An 18,310-nucleotide genomic window follows, 5' to 3' on the forward strand; every position below is an offset into this window, starting at 1 on the left:
TCGTCGCGACCCCGGTACCCACCCGACGCCGGACGCTCGTCGCGACCCCGGTACCCACCCGACGCCGGACGCTCGTCGCGACCCCGGTACCCACCCGACGCCGGACGCTCGTCGCGACCCCGGTACCCACCGGAGGTCGGACGGTCGTCGCGACCCCGGTACCCACCGCGGTCGTCGTCGCGGCGCGGGGCCTCCCGGCGGTCGTCACGCCCGCGGTACCCGCCGCCGCCCGACGGACGCTCGTCGCGACCCCGGTACCCACCCGAAGCGGGACGCTCGTCGCGACCCCGGTACCCACCGCGGTCGTCGCGACCCGAGTCGCCAGACCGGCCGCCTGCTCGACCGGAGCCGGCGTTGCGGTCGCGTGACGCGCCTCCAGTCCGACCCGAACCGCCCCGCGGGCCGCCTCGTCGTTCTTCCTCATACGCGGCCATCAGGGATCCCTTCGTTCTGCTCGAAGCCGTCCGCACCGTCGTCCAGGAGGGGCGAGATGAGCGGCAGCTCGTCGAGCGAGTTGATGCCGAGCTGCTGCAGGAGCAGGTCGGACGTGACGTAGTTGATGGCGCCGGTCTCGGCGTCGGTGAAGGACTCCTCGATGAGCCCGCGGGCGACGAGGGTCCGGACGACGCCGTCGACGTTCACCGCGCGGATCGAGGCGATCTGCGAGCGGGTGATCGGCTGCTTGTAGGCGACGACCGCGAGGGTCTCGAGGGCGGCCTGGGACAGGCGGGAGGGGCGCTCGGCCTCGACGAACTGCTCGACGACGTCGTCGAGGTCCTGTCGGACGTAGAAACGCCAGCCGCCGCCGACCTCGCGGAGTTCGAACCCGCGGCGGACGGTGCCGTCGACACCGTCGAAGTCCGCCACGAGGCGCTCGATCGCCTGCCGGACCGCGGGCACCGGAGCACCAACGGCCGCGCCGAGCGACACGAGGGACTGGGGCTCGTCGGCGATCATGAGGATCGCCTCGAGCTGCCGGTCGATCGGGACCGCGTGCGCTGCGTGGGCGTGGATCTCCTGCTCGATCGCGCGGGCGTCGGCCATCTCGTCGGCGCCGCCGGGTTCGGCGCTGGACGTGTCGTGCACGTCATCCGTCATAGTCGGCTCCCAGGTTGGCGAGGCTCTCGTCGGACCAGTCCTCGGCGGTCCAACGCAGCGTCAGCTCCCCGAGCGGTTCGAACTGTTCGAACGAGATGGACGCGTTCCGGTACAGCTCCAGGATCGCGAGGAAGCGAGCCACCACGATACCCGTCTCCGAGACGCCGGCGACCAGTTCGCGGAACGAGACGTCCTCGTCGGCGCGGGTCCGGAGGATCGAGACGACGATGGCGGCCTGCTCGCGGATGCTCACGAGCGGGGCGTGCAGGTGGTCGAGTCCGACGGTGGGGAGCGCCCGCGGCGCGAACGCGAGGGTCGCCAGCGCGGCGAAGTCCTGCACCGAAAGGGTCCACACGAGTTCGGGCGTCCTGGCGCGGAACCGTTCCTCGAGCCGGACGCTCCGGACGTGCCGGCGGGACTCGGTCAGCCATCGGGAGCCGAACCAGTCGGCGGCCTGCTTGAACGCCCGGTACTGCAGGAGCCGGGCGAACAGGAGGTCGCGGGCCTCGAGCAGGGCGACGTCCTCGGCGTCGACGAGTTCACCCTGCGGCAGGAGCCCGGCGATCTTCAGGTCGAGCAGGGTCGCCGCGACGACGAGGAACTCGCTGGCCTCGTCGAGCTCGTCCGCCGACTCGGCCAGGCGCACGTACTCGATGAACTCCCCCGTCACCGCGCCGAGCGACACCTCGGTGATGTCGAGTTCGTGCTTCGTGATGAGCGACAGCAGCAGGTCGAACGGGCCGTCGAAGTTGCGGAGCCGAACCCGGAAGCCGGGCGCGGTCTGCGTGCCGGCGGGCGCTGGCGCGTCGGCCGGCTGCTGGACGACGGCGTCGTCAGGCGACGGCGCCACGCTCGACGAGCTCCCTGGCGAGCTGCCGGTACGCGTGCGCGGCGGCGTGGTCCGGAGCGGTCTGCGTGATCGGACGGGCCGAGACCGTGGCGTCCGGGAACTTCACCGTGCGGCCGATGACCGTGTCGAGGACGCGGTCGTCGAAGGTGTCCACGACGCGCTCCATGACCTCACGCGAGTGCAGCGTTCGTGAGTCGTACATCGTCGCGAGGATGCCGTCGAGCGTCAGCGCCGGGTTCAGCCGGTCGCGGACCTTGTCGATCGTCTCGATGAGCAGGGCGACGCCGCGCAGCGCGAAGAACTCGCACTCGAGCGGGATGAGCACGCCGTGCGCCGCGGTGAGGGCGTTCACGGTGAGCAGCCCGAGCGACGGCTGGCAGTCGACCAGGATCACGTCGTAGTCGTTCGCGACCTTCCGCAGCACGCTCGCGAGGATCTGCTCCCGAGCGACCTCGTTGACGAGGTGCACCTCGGCAGCGGACAGGTCGATGTTCGCCGGGATGACGTCGAGGTACGGCGTGTTCGTCGGCTGGATGACCTGGTTCGGGTCCTTGATCGACCCCATCAGCAGGTCGTAGACGGTGGGGATGTCGTGGGTCCGCACGCCGAGGCCCGCGGACAGCGCGCCCTGCGGGTCGAAGTCGACGGCGAGGACCTTGCGGCCGTACTCCGCCAGCGCCGCACCGAGGTTGATGGACGTCGTGGTCTTGCCGACGCCGCCCTTCTGGTTGCAGAGTGCGATGATGCGAGCGGGACCGTGACCGTCGAGTTCCTCGGGCACCGCGAACTGCCGGACGGGCCGTCCGGTCGGACCGAAGGTGGTCTCGCCGGTTCCGGGGGTGGTCGTCGGGTTCGTGCTCACCCGGCCATCGTACCGGCGACCGGCCGCCGGGCCGGGCCGCACCGCCGTGGGCGTGGGTGCGGGATCCGTAGGCCGCGGGGCGGACGCGAGCCGTGCCTCCCGGCCGTCCGCCAGCGCGTGTCGCGTTCGCGAGACGCGCATCGGACTGGAGGCGCGGATCACGCTGGGCGGAGCGCCACCCGCATGCTGTCCACGCGTTCCGCGATGACGGCGTCCGCCGTCCAGCGCTGCTGCAGCCGACCGACGAGCTCCTGCACCTGCGTCTGGTCGAGCCCGGGGTGGAGCGCGAGGCCCACCGTCAGCTCCGCCCCGGCGAACCGCCCGAGCGGGTCCCCCGGTGCCAGCTCGACCCGCGCCACCGCACGCTCACCGACAACGGAGTCGGCGAAGGCCTGCCCGACCTCCGGGTCCTCGAAGCAGGGCGTCCACGGCAGGTCCTGCCCGAGTGCCCACACGGCCGGGCGACGCAGGACGAACTCGGTCGGCGAGGTCGGGTCGAGCACGACGAGCTGGGTCTCCTCGCTCGCCGCCGCCATCGCGACCCGGCGAGACTCGGCCGGCACGGGCCGGGCGTCGGCGTCCCACGCACGCATCGCCGCCACCGAGGTGAACGCCGGCATCACGCTGCGCCCGTCCGGCCCGGCGACCGTGACGATCGAGAGTTCCTGGGTCTTGTCGACGAGCTTGCCGCTGTCGGTGTGTCCGACGTCCCCGGCCTCGGCGACGAGCGGGATGAGCAGGCGCGCGGTGCGCAGGGCGTCGACGATCGCCCGCTGCGACCCGCCGTCGGACAGCGTGGTGATCGCCGTGACCAGCGCCGGGTCGGCGAGGCCGTCGTCGTCGTCGAAGGTCGTGTCGTGCTGCTCGAACGTCCGGCCGGCCCAGGCGACGCCCGCGGAGTCGGCGGCGCCGCCCGGGGTGTGCGCGTCGTCCGGGTGCCCCTCGCCCGTCGGTGCGTCGGGTCCGGCGCCGCGGCCGTTCGAGATACCCGCCACGCGGCTACTCCGAGGCGATGTCGAGGGCGGCCGGGAGCGTGAACGCCCCCGAGTAGAGCGCCTTGCCGATGATCGCGCCCTCGAGGCCGTGCGGCACGAGCTCGCGCAGCGCCCGCAGGTCGTCGAGGGTCGAGATGCCGCCGGAGGCGACGACGGGCTGGTCGGTGCGGTCGCAGACCTCGCGGAGCAGGTCGACGTTCGGGCCCTGCAGCGTGCCGTCCTTCGTCACGTCGGTCACCACGTACCGGGCGCAGCCGGCCTCTTCGAGCCGGTCGAGGACCTCCCACAGGTCCCCGGCGTCCTCGGTCCACCCACGGCTCGCGAGCGTGGTGCCGCGGACGTCGAGCCCGACTGCGATCTGCTCGCCGTACGTCCGGATCACGCGGGCGGCCCACTCGGGGTTCTCGAGCGCGGCCGTGCCGAGGTTGACGCGTGCGGCCCCGGTCGCGAGGGCGGCCTCGAGCGAGGCGTCGTCGCGGATGCCGCCGGAGAGCTCGACGGCGACGCCCTCGACCTCACGGATGGCGTGCGCGATGACCTTGCGGTTGTCACCACGGCCGAACGCGGCGTCGAGGTCGACGAGGTGGATCCACTCGGCGCCCTCGTCGCGCCACGTGCGGGCGGCCGACACCGGGTCGCCGTAGGAGGTCTCACTGCCGGCCTCCCCCTGGGTGAGGCGCACCGCCTGGCCGTCGACGACGTCCACGGCGGGCAGCAGGACGAGGGGCGGGGTGGCGATGAGGTCGGTCATGGTCCTGTTCTCGGTTGCGGTGGGGTCGGACGGGTTCAGAGCGAGTCGACCCAGTTGCGGAGCAGGCGGATGCCCGGCTCCCCCGACTTCTCGGGGTGGAACTGCGTGGCGGTGAGCGGGCCGTTCTCGACGGCGGCGACGAAGCGCTGGCCGTGCTCGGCCCAGGTCAGGCGCGGCGCGCGGAACGGGCCGTACGCCTCGAGCGGGAAGTCGGTGACGCCGTAGGAATGCACGAAGTAGAAGCGCTCGTCGTGGAGGCCGTCGAACAGCACCGAGTCCGCAGGGGCCTCGACCGTGTTCCAGCCCATGTGCGGCAGGACCTCGGCCTGGATCTCCTCGACCGTGCCCGGCCACTGCCCGAGCCCCTCGACGTCGACCCCGCGTTCGATGCCGCGGGAGAAGAGCACCTGCATGCCGACGCAGATGCCGAGCACCGGCCGGCCACCCGCGAGCCGGTGGTCGACGATCTCGCCGCCCCGCACGCCCTCGAGCTGGTCGATCACGGCCGCGAACGCTCCGACGCCGGGGACGAGCAGGCCGTCGGCGTTCAGCGCGGCCTGCTTGTCCGAGGTCAGCGTGACGTCGGCGCCGGCGCGCTCCAGCGCCTTGGCCGCGGAGTGGACGTTGCCCGATCCGTAGTCCAGGACGACGACGTTCGGCCTCGCGCCCGTCACAGCTTCCCCTTGGTGGAGGGGATGCCGTCGACGCGCGGGTCGAGTTCGACCGCCTTGCGCACGGCCCGGGCGAACGCCTTGAACTCGGCCTCGGCGATGTGGTGCGGGTCACGGCCCTCGAGGAGCCGCACGTGCACGGTGATCCCGGCGTTGAAGGTGATCGCCTCGAACACGTGGCGGACCATCGATCCGGTGAAGTGTCCGCCGATGCGGTGGAACTCGAAGCCGGCGGGTTCACCCGTGTGCACGAGGAACGGACGGCCCGAGACGTCGACGACCGCCTGCGCCAGTGCCTCGTCGAGGGGCACGAGGGCGTCACCGTAGCGGCCGATGCCCGACCGGTCGCCGAGGGCCTGCTTGAGCGCCTGTCCGAGCACGATGCCGGTGTCCTCGACCGTGTGGTGCACGTCGATGTGGGTGTCGCCGGTCGACCGCACGCGGAGGTCGATCAGGGAGTGCTTGCTGAACGCCGTCAGCATGTGGTCGAAGAACGGCACGCTCGTCGAGATGTCGGACGTGCCGGTGCCGTCGAGGTCGAGCGCGAGTTCGATGCTCGATTCGCTCGTGCTCCGGCTGATCGTGGCGGTGCGCGCGGTCATGCTGCAACCCTAACCGGCGGCTGGTCGGCGGCGACGCGGCGCATGGCGTCGAGGAAGGCGGTCGTCTCCTCTTCCGTGCCCGCGCTCACACGGAGGTGGTTCGGGATGCCGAGGTCGCGCACGATGACGTCCTGGTCGAGCAGTGCCTCGAACGCCGCGTGCGGGTCCGCGACGCCGCCGAAGAGGACGAAGTTCGACCAGGTCTCGTAGGTGCGGTAGCCCATCGCCTGGAGTTCGGTGACCATCCGGTCGCGCTGCTGCTTGATGTCGTCGACCATCGCGAGCATCTCCGGGGCGTGCCGGAGCGCTGCGACCGCCGCCGCCTGGGTGAGCGCGGACAGGTGGTACGGCAGCCGGACCAGGCGGATCGCGTCGATCACGGCGGGGTGTGCGGCCATGTACCCGACGCGGGCGCCGGCGAACGCGAACGCCTTGCTCATGGTGCGGGACACGACGAGGCGCTCCCGACCGGGCAGCAGCGTGAGGGCGCTCGGCACGTCGGACGGCATGAACTCGGCGTAGGCCTCGTCCACCATCACGATGCCGTCGGTCGCGGCGTACGCGGCCTCGATCGTCTCGATCGGCAGCGGCGTCCCGGTGGGGTTGTTCGGCCCGCACAGGAACACGATGTCCGGCTGGTGCTCGCGGATCGCAGCCACGACCGTCTCGGGTGCGATGCGGAACTCGTCGTCACGCTGCGCGGGGATCCACGTCGTCCCCGTCCCAGAGGCGAGGATCGAGTGCATGGAGTACGTAGGCGGGAAGCCGAGCACCGTACGCCCGGGTCCGCCGAACGCCTGGAGCAGCTGCTGCAGGACCTCGTTCGAGCCGTTCGCCGCCCATATCTGCTCGGCGCTGATCGTCTGGCCGGTCCCGATTCCCTGGTCCGACCCGAGCCCGCGCTGGAGGTAGTCCGCCAGCGACTGTCGGAGCTCGGTGAACTCGCGATCGGGGTAGCGGTTCACGGTCGCGAGGGCCTGCCTGATCGACGCGACGATGTCCTCGGCGACGTCAGCCGGCACGGGATGCGTGTTCTCGTTGACGTTGAGTTGCACGCGCACGTGCTTCTGCGGGGCGCCGTACGGGCTCTGCCCGCGCAGGTCGTCTCGGATCGGGAGGTCTTCGAGCGTGAATGCCACCGATCCATCGTAGGCCGCATGTGCCCCGCGGAGACCGGCCGTCCGGACGGTGCGCAGGCGTGCTGCTTCCGTCCGCTGCTCCCGCTCGGCTCTTCCGCCCGCTACTTGGCGGAGGTGTACTGCGCCGGGATCGCGATCTGCTCGCCCGCCTGCAGGCCGGAGCCGTCGAGTGCGTTCAGGCTGATCACGTCCTGCACGAAGTCGCGCGGGTCGGCGTTCGGAGCGGTCTCCTCCGCCAGCTGCCAGAGCGTCTCGCCCGGCTGGATGGTGACCGTGTCGAAGTGGACGTTCGCCTGGGTGTTGCCGGCGGACGCCTGCCCGCCGTTCAGCACCGCGAGGGCGACGACCAGGAGCAGGGGGATCGCGGCGAGCGTCGTGATGACGAACCGCCCGCGGCGCGTGAGGCGCAGGCGCGTACGCACGGCGGGCGCCGTGGGGCGCTGGATGTCAGCGATGGCGATGGTGCTCATGTCGTTCTTGCCTTCCCGTTCGGATGAACCGAAGTCCTGTACCGAACATAGTTTCGAATGCGAGGTCGCACAAGTCCTGTCCGGAGATTTCTGGGGAGATTTCTGCCGACACGCTCGAACAGGTGTTTGTTCGGCGTGGGCCGGTCGGATACTGTTTCGATCGACTGGGACAAGTCAAACGGGGACCACCGACATTCCCGCGGGCACCGTCCCAGCACCGACGAAGGGCGAGACGACGTGGCGGACGAACTGCGGGTCCAGAAGCCGCTGACGGCGAAGCAGCAGGCGATCCTCGACGCGATCCGTGCGTCGATCGCCAGCCGGGGCTACCCGCCGAGCATGCGCGAGATCGGCGACGCTGCCGGCCTGTCGTCGCTCTCCAGCGTCTCCCACCAGCTCGGCCAGCTCGAGCTCGGCGGCTGGATCCGCCGCGACCCGAACCGCCCCCGCGCGCTCGAGGTGCTGGTCGACGAGCCGACACCGGACGTCGACGGACCCGACGTCGACGCCACGACCCTCGTCCCGCTCGTCGGCCGCATCGCCGCCGGTGTGCCGATCACGGCCGAGCAGCACGTCGACGAGATCGTGCCGCTCCCGCGTCAGCTGGTCGGGACGGGCGACCTCTTCATGCTCAAGGTCGTGGGCGAGTCGATGATCGACGCCGCGATCTGCGACGGCGACTGGGTCGTCGTCCGCTCGCAGCAGACCGCGGAGAACGGGGACATCGTCGCCGCGATGCTCGACGAGGAAGCGACCGTCAAGGTCTTCCGGCAGCGCGACGGCCACACGTGGCTGCTCCCCCGCAACACCGCGTTCGAACCGATCCTGGGCGACGCGGCCACCGTGCTCGGCAAGGTCGTGGCGGTCCTCCGCTCGATCTGACCTGCGTCCCCGTCGAGGGAGCAGCAATCGTCGAGTCGAACGCGTCGACCCGACGATTCCTGCTCACTCGACGCCGTTGGCAGGCACGCGCTGGGTACGCCCCGCGATCAGGACGCGACGGGCGCGACCACGAAGGGGTCGAGCTCCGCGACCTGTCGCTGGAACACCCGCACGTCGAGGCGGGTGCCGTCCTCGACGTAGTCGACCGACTCCACGGCGCCCGCGTCGTGCAGGGACGACACGAGGTCGCCCCGGTCGTAGGGGATCACCACGGTCAGCGACACGTCGGGCTCGGGCAGGCGGGACTCGATCGCCTCGAGCAGGTCCTGGATGCCCTCACCGGTGCGCGCCGAGACGAACACGGCGTCCGGCACGAGGCCGACCAGCACGAGGCGCTGCGACTCGTCGATCAGGTCCGCCTTGTTGAACGCGACGATCTCCGGGATCTCTCGCGCGCCGACGTCGCCGATGACCTCGCGCACGGTCGCCAGCTGCGCGACCGGGTCGGGGTGTGAGCCGTCGACGACGTGCACGATGACGTCCGCCTCGCCCACTTCCTCCAGCGTGGAGCGGAAGGCCTCCACGAGCTGGTGCGGCAGGTTGCGCACGAAACCGACGGTGTCGACGAAGGTGAACTCGCGGCCCTTGGCGCTCTCGGTCCGGCGGACCGTGGCGTCAAGCGTCGCGAAGAGCTGGTTCTGGACGAGGACGCCCGCGCTCGTCAGCCGGTTCAGCAGCGAGGACTTGCCCGCGTTGGTGTAGCCGGCGATCGCGACGCTCGGCACGTCGTTGCGGTGTCGGTCGGCCCGCTTCGCCTCGCGTGCGGGACGGAAGCCGGCGATCTGCCGACGGAGCTTCGACATCCGGGTGTGGATGCGACGTCGGTCGAGCTCGATCTTCGTCTCACCGGGGCCACGGGAACCCATGCCGGCGCCGCCGGAGACCTGACCACCGGCCTGGCGGGACATCGACTCACCCCACCCACGGAGTCGCGGCAGGAGGTACTCGAGCTGTGCCAGTTCGACCTGCGCCTTGCCCTCGCGGCTCTTGGCGTGCTGGCTGAAGATGTCGAGGATCACGGCCGTCCGGTCGATGACCTTGACCTTGACGACGTCCTCGAGCGCACGACGCTGGGACGGCGCGAGTTCGGTGTCGGCGATGACCGTGTCGGCACCGGTCGCCTTGACGACCATCGCGAGTTCCTCGGCCTTGCCCTTGCCGAGGTAGGTGGACGGGTCCGGGTTCGGCCGGCGCTGCAGCAGCCCGTCGAGCACCACGGCGCCCGCCGTCTCGGCGAGCGCAGCGAGTTCGCGCAGGGAGTTCTCGGCGTCGGAGGCGTCGCCGTGCGGGTAGACGCCGATCAGGACGACCTGTTCGAGCCGGAGCTGCCGGTACTCGACCTCGGTGACGTCCTCGAGTTCGGTGGAGAGGCCGGCGACGCGTCGGAGGGCCGCGCGGTCCTCGCGGTCGTACTGCTCGCCGTCGCCGTTCCAGCCGCGGTCGTCGACCGATCGGGTCTGGATCGCCTGCGCCGGTGCGAACACGGACGAGGCCGCTCGGGAGTCCGCGTTGCGCAGGACCCGTTCGACGACACCGGCAGCGCTGTCGTCGTTGATCTGGTCGTTCTGGTGGGTATCCGTCATCCTGTGCACAGGGTACCTCCGCACGGCCCGGGACACACGGGGTTCCCGGTACGGTTCATCCATGGCGAACGACCACTACTTCTCCGCGAGCCCGACGTCGGACGCCCGGGAACGGCAGATCCAGGTCACCCTCGCCGGTCGGGCGCTCACGCTCACCACCGCGGCAGGGGTCTTCAGCCCGGACGGCCTCGACCGCGGCACCCGGGTCCTGCTCGGTTCCGTGCCGCCGCCCGCCCACGACGGCGCGCTGCTCGACGTCGGCTGCGGCTGGGGTCCGATCGCGATCACGATGGCGCTCGAGTCCCCCGAGGCGCAGGTCTGGGGCGTCGACGTCAACGAGCGGGTCCTCGGGCTGGCCCGCGCGAACGCAGCCGCTGCCGGCACCGAGAACGTGTTCCTCGCGCTGCCCGACGACGTCCCGGCCGATCTGCGCTTCCGGACGATCTGGTCGAACCCCCCGATCCGCGTCGGCAAGGACGAGCTGCACCAGATCCTGCTGACGTGGCTCCCGCGGCTCGAGGTCGGCGGCGACGCCTGGCTCGTCGTCTCGAAGGACCTCGGTGGCGACTCGCTGCAGCGGTGGCTCGACGACACCCTCGACGCGGGCTTCCACGTGGCGCGGGCGACGACGGACAAGGGCTTCCGCGTGCTGCGGGTGCACCGCACAGCCGAAGCGACCGCGACCGACTAGGACCCGGCCAGGGCCGGGATGCCGTCTGGAGGCACGACCAGCGTCACCGACGTCGGCACGGTGATCCGTGCCTCCAGTCCGACGACCGCGGTCGGGTCAGACCGTCAGGTCACCCGAGAAGACGAGTTCCGCCGGACCGGACAACGAGACGTGCTCGCCGTCCTCCGCCGCGAACATGCGCACGGTGACGACGCCGCCGGGGACGCGGACGCGCCACGTGTCGGGCGCGCCGTTGCCGGCCCAGTACCGCGTCGCGAGCGCCGCGGCCACCGCGCCCGTGCCGCACGACAGGGTCTCGCCGCTGCCGCGCTCGTGCACGCGCATCGTGATCTGCCCGACGCCGTCCTGGACGAGGGGGTCGCCGGGCAGGACGAACTCGACGTTCGCCCCCGCGGCGGGCGCCGGATCGAGGACGGGCACGTAGGTGAGGTCGACGTCCGCGAGCTCGTCGTCGGTCGCGAGGGCGACGACCACGTGCGGGTTGCCCACGTCGATGCCGAGGCCGGGGCGCGCACGGTCGAGGTTCTTCGCGCGGACGAGGACGTCGTCCGACCCACCGCCCTCGATGCCGAGACCCCAGCGGCCGAGGTCGGCTGCGAAGCCGTTGGTCGTGCGCTGGATGTCGACCAGGCCCTTGCGGCTGCCGACCGTCAGGGTCTCCCCCGGCGCGAGCTCGACGAGGCCGGACTCGGTGAGGTAGCGCGCGAACACGCGGATGCCGTTTCCGCACATCTCCGCGACGGTGCCGTCGGCGTTGTGGTAGTCCATGAACCAGGCCGCGGCGGGGTCCTCTGCCAGGAGCGCCTGCCCCTCCGGCAACGACTCGGACCGGACCGCGCGGATGACGCCGTCGCCGCCCACGCCGAAGCGCCGGTCCGCGATCGCACGGATCCGCTCGGGGGTCAGGTCGACCGTGGCGTCGGGGTCGGCGAACAGGACGAAGTCGTTGCCGGTCCCCTGGCCCTTGGTGAAGTGCAGCTCGGTCACGGGACGATCCTACGGGCCGTCTCGGTGAGTGCCGTCCGGTCGGCTCCGGTGACGTCGAGCACCTCGGCGTCGGCGTAGCGGCGGAACCAGGAGACCTGGCGTCGCGCGTACTTGCGGGTGGCGATGCCCGTGGCCTCGACGGCCTGCGCGACGGTGGACTCGCCCCGCAGCACCTCGAGCGCCTGCGAGTACCCGATCGCGGCCCGTGCCGTCCTCCCGCGTTCCAGACCCTGCTCGCGCAGGGCGTCGACCTCGTCGACCAGACCCGCCGCGAACATGCGCGCGGCGCGCTCGTGCAGGCCGGCGATGAGCTGCTGCCGTTCACGGTGCAGGTGCAGGATCCGAGCTGGTCGCCAGGCGCGGGGCGCGGACGGGAGGCTCGGGGTGACGACCTCGGATCGGCTCGCGATCTCCAGGGCGCGGATCAACCGCCGTGGGTTGCGTGCGTCGATCGTCGCTGCGGCAGTCGGGTCGAGGGCCCGGAGCCGCTCGAGCAGTATGCCGGGGCCGAGCTCGTCGTGCTCTCGTTCGAGCTGTGCCCGGAGTTCGGGGTCGGTGCCGGGGAACGCGAGGTCGAACAGCACCGCCGACACGTACAGGCCGCTGCCGCCGACGAGGATCGCGACGCCGCCGCGCCCGTGGATCGCGTCGATCTCGGCTCGGGCGTCGCGTTGGTACGCGGCGACGCTCGCCTCGTCGGTGACGTCGAGCACGTCGAGCTGGTGGTGCGGGACACCCCGACGTTCCGCGACGGTGAGCTTCGCGGTCCCGATGTCCATGCCGCGGTACAGCTGCATGGCGTCGGCGTTGACGATCTCCGCCGGGCGTCCGGATGCCCGCAGCCGTTCCGCCAGCGCGATCCCGAGGTCGGACTTGCCGGTGCCGGTGGCGCCGACGACGGCGATCAGGTCGGCGTCGGTGGCCGCGGTGGCGCCGCCGGCGTCGGTGGCCGCCGTGGCGCCATCGGCGTCGGTGGCCGCCGCGTCGCTGTCGGCGTCGGTGCCCGTCGCGTCGGTGTGGGCGTCGCCGGGCCCGCGGTCAGCGGCCGACACGGAGCGTGGGCAGGCCGAGCGAGACCGCGCGGGGGCCGTCGGCGGGTGCGGCCGGTGTCGGCACGCCACAGCTCTCCGCCTGCGCTCGGTCCCAGGCGTCGCCGGCGCGGGTGCGGCGGATCGACAGCGGCCCGGCGTTGTCGGCGATGAGGAAGTGCGGCGCGGAGCGGGTGACCTCGACCGTCACGACGTCGCCGGGCCGCGGCACGACGGATCCCTCCGGCACGGCGAAGTGCACGAGTCGGGAGTCCTCGGCGCGGCCGGACAGCCGGTGGGTCGTGTCGTCCTTCTTGCCCTCGCCCGTCGCGACGAGCACCTCGATGCGTCGGCCGACCTGGGCGGCGTTCTCCTCCGCCGTGATGCGCTCCTGCAGCGCGACGAGTCGCTCGTAGCGCTGCTGCACGACCTGCTTCGGCAGCTGGTCGTCCATCGTCGCCGCGGGCGTACCGGGGCGGATGGAGTACTGGAAGGTGAACGCGGAGGCGAACCGAGCCTGCTCGACGACGCGCAGGGTGTCCTCGAAGTCCTGCTCGGTCTCGCCGGGGAACCCGACGATGATGTCCGTGGAGATCGCCGCGTGCGGGATCTTCGCGCGCACCCGGTCGAGGATGCCGAGGAACCGCTCGCTCCGGTAGCTCCGACGCATCGCCTTGAGCACCCGGTCCGACCCGGACTGCAGCGGCATGTGCAGCTGCGGCATCACGTTCGGGGTCTCGGCCATCGCGTCGATGACGTCGTCGGTGAAGGCCGCCGGGTGCGGGCTGGTGAACCGGACACGCTCGAGGCCCTCGATCTGCCCGGTGGCCCGCAGGAGCTTGCCGAACGCCTGCCGGTCACCGAACTCGACCCCGTACGAGTTGACGTTCTGACCGAGCAGGGTGACCTCGATCGCCCCGTCGTCGACGAGCGCCTGGACCTCGGCGAGGACGTCACCGGGGCGGCGGTCCTTCTCCTTGCCGCGGAGCGACGGGACGATGCAGAACGTGCACGTGTTGTTGCAGCCGACGGAGATCGACACCCAGCCGCTGTGCGTCGAGTCCCGCTTGGTCGGGAGGGTCGACGGGAAGACGTCGAGCGCCTCGAGGATCTCGATCTGCGCCTCGTCGTTGTGGCGCGCTCGCTCGAGCAGGGTCGGCAGCGACCCCATGTTGTGCGTGCCGAACACGACGTCGACCCACGGCGCCTTCTCGAGGATGACGTTCTTGTCCTTCTGCGCCAGGCACCCGCCGACCGCGATCTGCATGCCGGGGTGCTCGCGCTTGATGCCCGCGAGCTGCCCGAGGTTGCCGTACAGCCGGTTGTCGGCGTTCTCGCGCACGGCGCACGTGTTGATGACGACCACGTCCGCCTGGTCACCGTCGGCCGCGACGTACCCGGCGGCCAGGAGCGAGCCGCTGAGACGCTCGGAGTCGTGCACGTTCATCTGGCACCCGTAGGTGCGGACTTCGTAGGTGCGGGGGCGCGCTGCGACGGTGGCCATGGTCGTCCCAGTGTAAATCCGCCGGAGCGCGCCTCGGCTACTCGAAGCGGACGGAGCCGCGGGGGCCACGGGGACCCCGACCGCCGCCGTCGAGCGCACGCTCCACCGCGATGCGGACGACACCGCCGTTGTAGCCCTTGCGCATCAGGAAGCCCGACAGGCGACGTTCCGCGGTCGCTCGGTCCAGCCCGCGGAGCTGTCCCGCGCGCTTCTCGGCGAGCTCGATCGCGCGGACGAACTCGTCGTCCTCGTCATCGGCCGCTGCCTCGAGCGCAGCGTCGATCGCCGCCTGGTCGATCCCGCGGCGACGGAGTTCCGCCACCACGCCCTGACGACCGAGGCCCTTCCGGTCGTGCAGACGGTCGACGAGGTCGGTCGCCAGCGCGACGTCGTCCAGCAGGCCCACACGGGTGAGCCGCTCGACCTCGTGCTCGACGACCTCAGGGTCGAGGTCGTTCTTCGTCAGCATCGTCCGGAGCTCGGACTCGCTCACACCCTTGCGCCCGAGAGCCCGCATGCTGAGCCGTTCGGCATCGGCGCGTTGCTCGTCGATCGGGCGCGGTGCATCGGCCGGGTCGATCTCCGCCCCGCCGTCGATGGCGAACACCGAGGCGGTGGTGGCGTCGGCGGTGTGGTCGTCGTCGTAGCCGTCCTGCTCCGCCCGGGCACTGCGTCCGGAGCCGTCCCCGACCACCGGCTGCAGCCACTCGGCCTGCGCTCGCGCCCCTTGGATCGGAAGCGGGATCGGGGCGTCCGCGTCCGCAGCGATGTCGCTCTCGTTGTCAGGAGCAGGAGCGTCCGTTCCGGGAGCTGGAGCGGGAGCGGGAGCGGGAGCGACGCGACGGGACCGCGCACCGAACAGATCGGTGACCGGCGCGAGGCCCGCGTCGTCGTCGTGGTCGGTCGTCACGCGCCCTTGCGCTCCGCGATCCTCGGCGCGATCGACTCGACCGGCGCCTCAGCCGCTTCGACGGACGCGCCACCGACACCGAGCTTCGCGAGGATCTTGCCCTCGATCTCGGCAGCGATCTCCGGGTTCTGGATGAGGAACGACCGCGAGTTCTCCTTGCCCTGCCCGAGCTGGTCGCCGTCGTACGTGTACCAGGCACCCGACTTCTTGACGATGCCGTGGTCGACACCGAAGTCGAGCAACGAGCCCTCGCGCGAGATCCCCGTGCCGTACAGGATGTCGAACTCGGCCTGCTTGAAGGGCGGCGCCATCTTGTTCTTGACGACCTTCACGCGGGTGCGGTTGCCGACTGCGTCGGTGCCGCTCTTGAGCGTCTCGATGCGTCGGATGTCGAGGCGGACCGACGCGTAGAACTTGAGCGCCTTACCGCCAGCCGTGGTCTCCGGGCTGCCGAAGAAGACACCGATCTTCTCGCGCAGCTGGTTGATGAAGATCATCGTGGTCTGGGTCTGGTTGAGCCCACCGGCGAGCTTGCGGAGGGCCTGCGACATGAGGCGCGCCTGGAGACCGACGTGCGAGTCACCCATCTCACCCTCGATCTCGGCGCGGGGCACGAGCGCCGCGACGGAGTCGATGACGACGAGGTCGATGGAACCGGATCGGACGAGCATGTCGGCGATCTCGAGCGCCTGCTCACCGGTGTCCGGCTGGGAGACGAGGAGGGCGTCGATGTCGACGCCGAGCTTCTTGGCGTACTCCGGGTCGAGCGCGTGCTCCGCGTCGATGAACGCCGCGATGCCGCCGGCGCGCTGGGCGTTGGCGATCGCGTGCAGCGTCAGGGTGGTCTTACCCGACGACTCCGGGCCGTAGATCTCGATGATGCGGCCACGCGGCAGGCCACCGATCCCGAGCGCGACGTCGAGCGCGACCGAACCGGTCGGGATGGTGGCGACGGGGGCGCGCTCGTCCGAGCCGAGGCGCATCACCGTGCCCTTGCCGAACTGCCGGTCGATCTGTGCGAGGGCGGTCTCGAGGGCCTTCTCGCGGTCCTGGGGTGATGGCATGGGGTGCTCCTTCGTGCTCGGTGTCGGCCGCCTGTAGGCTGTCGCGTCCACCCCGGCCGGTGGTGCAGGGCCGGTGTCTCAGCGACAAGGCTTCGGGCTGTTCCCGATGACCTCGAACCTAGAGCGGGCCACCGACATCACTGCCGCCGGCCGCGCGATCTGTGGACGAAGTCCTCGTACAGCGCCGATGTGGAGGAAAGTACCACCGATCGAACACGCGTTCGAGCAACACGCCGAACAGGTGTTCGGATCAGTCCCGCGGTTCGGCGAGGCCCTTGCCGTGCCGCTTGTCGAGCGGGACGTCCTGGGAGTCGCAGAGCGCTTCCCAGACCCGGCGTGCGTCGATCCCCGCCGCGAGGGCCTCCGCCGCGGACCGCCCGCCGAGTTCCTCGAGCACCACGTCTCGGCTGACGACGGCGCCGTAGGCATCGCCGAACACCTGGTCGACCGCTCGCCAGAACTCACTCACGCGCATCGTTCCAGCGTAGACGGCACGCGCCCGCCGGATGCACGAACGCCCCCGCTGGCGGACCAGCGGGGGCGTCGTGGAGCGGTGCGGGTCAGCGCACCGCGAGGTCGTTGTCGAACTCGGCGACGAGGTCGTCCGGGAGCGTGTCCGGTACGGGGGTGAGTCCCTCGACGATCGCGAGGCGGTCGCCCACCTCGCGCATGATCGTGGAGATGGGAGTGTCCAGCGCATCCGCGACGGATGCGAGGATCTCCGAGCTGGCCTCTTTCTGACCACGCTCGACCTCACTGAGGTACCCGAGAGCCACGCTGGCCTTGGACGCGACCTGACGGAGGGTCCGGCCCTTCTGCAAGCGGAAGTCCCGCAGAACGTCGCCGATTTCCTGACGAACGAGAACCATGAGAACTCCTCCTCTCTGTCGTCTCCGCGCCCGCTCGGACCGGATGGCCGAGTTCGGGTTGAGCAACTGTAGCGTTGCCGGTTGCAGCATGCTAGCGAGGCCGGCTGCTGTACCGCTGGAGATTGCGTGAGATGTAACCCAGTGGAAACGGGACCTATTCCCGGCCCCGGATCGTGGACGACATCCGTGCCAGGAGTTCGGAGACGGTCGCCTGACGGATTGCCTCACGGTCGCCGTCGAGGTGCAGTTCGTACGCCGTGGCGCCGTCCTCGGAGGCGATCCCGACGAACACCGTGCCGACGGGCTTGCCGTCCTGCGGGTCCGGGCCGGCGACCCCGGTGGTGCTGATCCCCCACGTCGCGGCTGCTCCGTCGACCGCCAGAGCCGTGCGAACTCCGCTGGCCATCTGCCGGGCGACCTCCGGGTCGACGGCGCCGTTGCTGGCGAGCAGCGTGTCCGAGACACCGAGGACGGAGTGCTTCACGGGGGTCGCGTAGGCCACGACGCCGCCGCGGACGACCGCGCTGGCGCCGGGCACACCGACCAGGGTCGCCACCACGAGTCCCCCGGTGAGGGACTCGGCGACCGCGACGGTCTCCCCGCGGGCGGTCAGCTCGGCGACCAGGGCCGCCGCGCCCGACCCGTGCGTCACGCCGCGGTCCGGTTGTGCTTCCAGGCCTGCCAGAGGTAGTCGATGCCGCTCAGGACGGTCGCGAGGAACGCCGCCGTCATCAGGATGCCGTTGACCCAGTGCGCCCAGTCCCCCACGAGGTTCCACCACGGGAAGAGTGCCGCCGTGAGCGCCACGGCCTGCAGCACGGTCTTGATCTTCCCGCCGCGGCTCGCCGGGATCACCCGGTCGGAGAGCACCGCGAAGCGGAACACCGTGATGCCGATCTCGCGCACCATGATGAGCACGGTCACGTACCAGGGCAGTTCAGCCAGGATCGACAGGGCCACGAGGGCACCGCCGATGAGCACCTTGTCGGCGATCGGGTCGACGAGCTTGCCGAAGTCCGTGACGAGGTTCTGGCGTCGGGCGATGATGCCGTCGGCGCTGTCCGTGACGATCGCCACGACGAAGGTGATCGCCGCCCAGATCCGCAGCGGCCCGTCGGCTCCGGCGTCCGTCAGGAGCAGCACGAAGAACAGCGGGGCCATCAGGATCCGGATGACCGTGATGATGTTCGCGACGTTGCCCGTCGACGCCGGGCCGGGGCCCTTGCGGATGAGTCGTCCGCGCCACGGGAACTTCGCGCCGTGCGTGGTGTCCGTACCGTTCGAGGCGGTCATC

The 18,310-nt window shown here is 71.2% G+C and carries 21 protein-coding genes and 1 pseudogene; 3 read left to right on the top strand and 19 right to left on the bottom strand.

Translation table 11 applies throughout. From position 1 onward, the window contains the following. A pseudogene (locus ABIC61_RS17825) lies at positions 1–368 on the top strand (hypothetical protein); the annotation flags it as partial. A 52-nt stretch (positions 369–420) separates the two neighbouring features. On the opposite strand, the gene scpB reads toward ABIC61_RS17825, so the two are convergent. The 9 genes from scpB to ABIC61_RS17870 all read right to left on the bottom strand — a co-directional run bounded on the left by scpB (position 421) and on the right by ABIC61_RS17870 (position 7,438). After that, complete coding sequence (gene scpB, locus ABIC61_RS17830; protein WP_502908823.1) at positions 421–1,098, bottom strand: SMC-Scp complex subunit ScpB; 678 nt, start codon at positions 1,096–1,098, stop codon at positions 421–423. Beyond that, a complete protein-coding gene (locus ABIC61_RS17835) occupies positions 1,088–1,948 on the bottom strand; it encodes a segregation and condensation protein A (RefSeq protein ID WP_354030990.1) in 861 nt (286 codons plus the stop codon). The genes scpB and ABIC61_RS17835 overlap by 11 nt, the downstream gene beginning before the upstream one ends. After that, a complete protein-coding gene (locus ABIC61_RS17840; RefSeq protein ID WP_079238658.1) occupies positions 1,932–2,810 on the bottom strand; it encodes a ParA family protein in 879 nt (292 codons plus the stop codon). Before ABIC61_RS17840 ends, ABIC61_RS17835 begins: the two co-directional genes overlap by 17 nt. A gap of 158 nt (positions 2,811–2,968) precedes the next feature. After that, a complete protein-coding gene (locus ABIC61_RS17845) occupies positions 2,969–3,805 on the bottom strand; it encodes an SseB family protein (protein ID WP_354030991.1) in 837 nt (278 codons plus the stop codon). Positions 3,806–3,809: 4 nt separating this feature from the next. Further along, positions 3,810–4,556, bottom strand: coding sequence for a bifunctional 1-(5-phosphoribosyl)-5-((5-phosphoribosylamino)methylideneamino)imidazole-4-carboxamide isomerase/phosphoribosylanthranilate isomerase PriA (priA, locus tag ABIC61_RS17850; RefSeq protein WP_354030992.1), 747 nt, complete (start codon positions 4,554–4,556; stop codon positions 3,810–3,812). A gap of 35 nt (positions 4,557–4,591) precedes the next feature. Then, positions 4,592–5,230 carry an imidazole glycerol phosphate synthase subunit HisH gene (gene hisH, locus ABIC61_RS17855; RefSeq protein ID WP_144754596.1) on the bottom strand — a complete coding sequence of 213 codons (639 nt, stop codon included), beginning with the start codon at positions 5,228–5,230 and terminating at the stop codon, positions 4,592–4,594. Further along, the gene (hisB, locus tag ABIC61_RS17860) at positions 5,227–5,829 is read right to left on the bottom strand and encodes an imidazoleglycerol-phosphate dehydratase HisB (RefSeq protein ID WP_354030993.1); all 603 of its coding nucleotides are present in this window, start codon (positions 5,827–5,829) and stop codon (positions 5,227–5,229) included. Before hisB ends, hisH begins: the two co-directional genes overlap by 4 nt. Beyond that, positions 5,826–6,968 carry a histidinol-phosphate transaminase gene (locus ABIC61_RS17865; protein WP_354030994.1) on the bottom strand — a complete coding sequence of 381 codons (1,143 nt, stop codon included), beginning with the start codon at positions 6,966–6,968 and terminating at the stop codon, positions 5,826–5,828. The genes hisB and ABIC61_RS17865 overlap by 4 nt, the downstream gene beginning before the upstream one ends. 101 nt (positions 6,969–7,069) lie before the next feature. Next, entirely contained in the window at positions 7,070–7,438 is a 369-nt protein-coding gene (locus tag ABIC61_RS17870; RefSeq protein ID WP_354030995.1) for a LysM peptidoglycan-binding domain-containing protein, read from the bottom strand. 237 nt (positions 7,439–7,675) lie between these two features. Here ABIC61_RS17870 and lexA point away from each other — a divergent pair, with 237 nt between their 5' ends. Then, positions 7,676–8,320, top strand: a complete 645-nt coding sequence (gene lexA / locus ABIC61_RS17875; protein WP_079238651.1) for a transcriptional repressor LexA — start codon at positions 7,676–7,678, stop codon at positions 8,318–8,320. Between the two features lie 107 nt (positions 8,321–8,427). Here lexA and hflX read toward each other — a convergent pair whose 3' ends face one another. Further along, positions 8,428–9,963, bottom strand: coding sequence for a GTPase HflX (hflX, locus tag ABIC61_RS17880; RefSeq protein WP_354030996.1), 1,536 nt, complete (start codon positions 9,961–9,963; stop codon positions 8,428–8,430). A gap of 61 nt (positions 9,964–10,024) precedes the next feature. Between hflX and ABIC61_RS17885 the strand changes: the two genes are divergently transcribed. Continuing rightward, positions 10,025–10,654 (top strand): class I SAM-dependent methyltransferase, encoded by a 630-nt coding sequence (locus ABIC61_RS17885; RefSeq protein WP_354030997.1) that lies wholly within the window; start codon positions 10,025–10,027, stop codon positions 10,652–10,654. 96 nt (positions 10,655–10,750) lie between these two features. Here the strand turns inward: ABIC61_RS17885 and dapF are convergent, their stop codons facing one another. From dapF to pgsA, 9 genes are all read right to left on the bottom strand, one after another. Continuing rightward, on the bottom strand, positions 10,751–11,641 hold the full coding sequence (gene dapF / locus ABIC61_RS17890; protein ID WP_144754615.1) for a diaminopimelate epimerase: 891 nt from the start codon (positions 11,639–11,641) through the stop codon (positions 10,751–10,753). Continuing rightward, the gene (gene miaA, locus ABIC61_RS17895; protein WP_354031008.1) at positions 11,638–12,549 is read right to left on the bottom strand and encodes a tRNA (adenosine(37)-N6)-dimethylallyltransferase MiaA; all 912 of its coding nucleotides are present in this window, start codon (positions 12,547–12,549) and stop codon (positions 11,638–11,640) included. The genes dapF and miaA overlap by 4 nt, the downstream gene beginning before the upstream one ends. Positions 12,550–12,679: 130 nt before the next feature. After that, the gene (miaB, locus tag ABIC61_RS17900; RefSeq protein ID WP_354030998.1) at positions 12,680–14,173 is read right to left on the bottom strand and encodes a tRNA (N6-isopentenyl adenosine(37)-C2)-methylthiotransferase MiaB; all 1,494 of its coding nucleotides are present in this window, start codon (positions 14,171–14,173) and stop codon (positions 12,680–12,682) included. A 37-nt stretch (positions 14,174–14,210) separates the two neighbouring features. Beyond that, entirely contained in the window at positions 14,211–15,083 is an 873-nt protein-coding gene (locus tag ABIC61_RS17905; RefSeq protein ID WP_354030999.1) for a regulatory protein RecX, read from the bottom strand. Continuing rightward, positions 15,080–16,147, bottom strand: a complete 1,068-nt coding sequence (gene recA, locus ABIC61_RS17910; RefSeq protein WP_354031000.1) for a recombinase RecA — start codon at positions 16,145–16,147, stop codon at positions 15,080–15,082. The genes ABIC61_RS17905 and recA overlap by 4 nt, the downstream gene beginning before the upstream one ends. Before the next feature lie 250 nt (positions 16,148–16,397). Next, positions 16,398–16,622: a DUF3046 domain-containing protein gene (locus tag ABIC61_RS17915; RefSeq protein ID WP_144754627.1), complete on the bottom strand. Its 225-nt coding sequence runs from the start codon at positions 16,620–16,622 to the stop codon at positions 16,398–16,400. Between the two features lie 85 nt (positions 16,623–16,707). Continuing rightward, the gene (locus tag ABIC61_RS17920) at positions 16,708–17,016 is read right to left on the bottom strand and encodes a helix-turn-helix domain-containing protein (RefSeq protein ID WP_027464765.1); all 309 of its coding nucleotides are present in this window, start codon (positions 17,014–17,016) and stop codon (positions 16,708–16,710) included. Positions 17,017–17,170: 154 nt separating this feature from the next. Continuing rightward, positions 17,171–17,668 (bottom strand): CinA family protein, encoded by a 498-nt coding sequence (locus tag ABIC61_RS17925; RefSeq protein WP_354031001.1) that lies wholly within the window; start codon positions 17,666–17,668, stop codon positions 17,171–17,173. Continuing rightward, complete coding sequence (gene pgsA / locus ABIC61_RS17930; protein WP_186322018.1) at positions 17,665–18,309, bottom strand: CDP-diacylglycerol--glycerol-3-phosphate 3-phosphatidyltransferase; 645 nt, start codon at positions 18,307–18,309, stop codon at positions 17,665–17,667. Before pgsA ends, ABIC61_RS17925 begins: the two co-directional genes overlap by 4 nt. Position 18,310: the final 1 nt, after the last annotated feature.

This window comes from Curtobacterium sp. 1544 (assembly GCF_040544915.1).
Lineage (GTDB): Bacteria > Actinomycetota > Actinomycetes > Actinomycetales > Microbacteriaceae > Curtobacterium > Curtobacterium pusillum_C.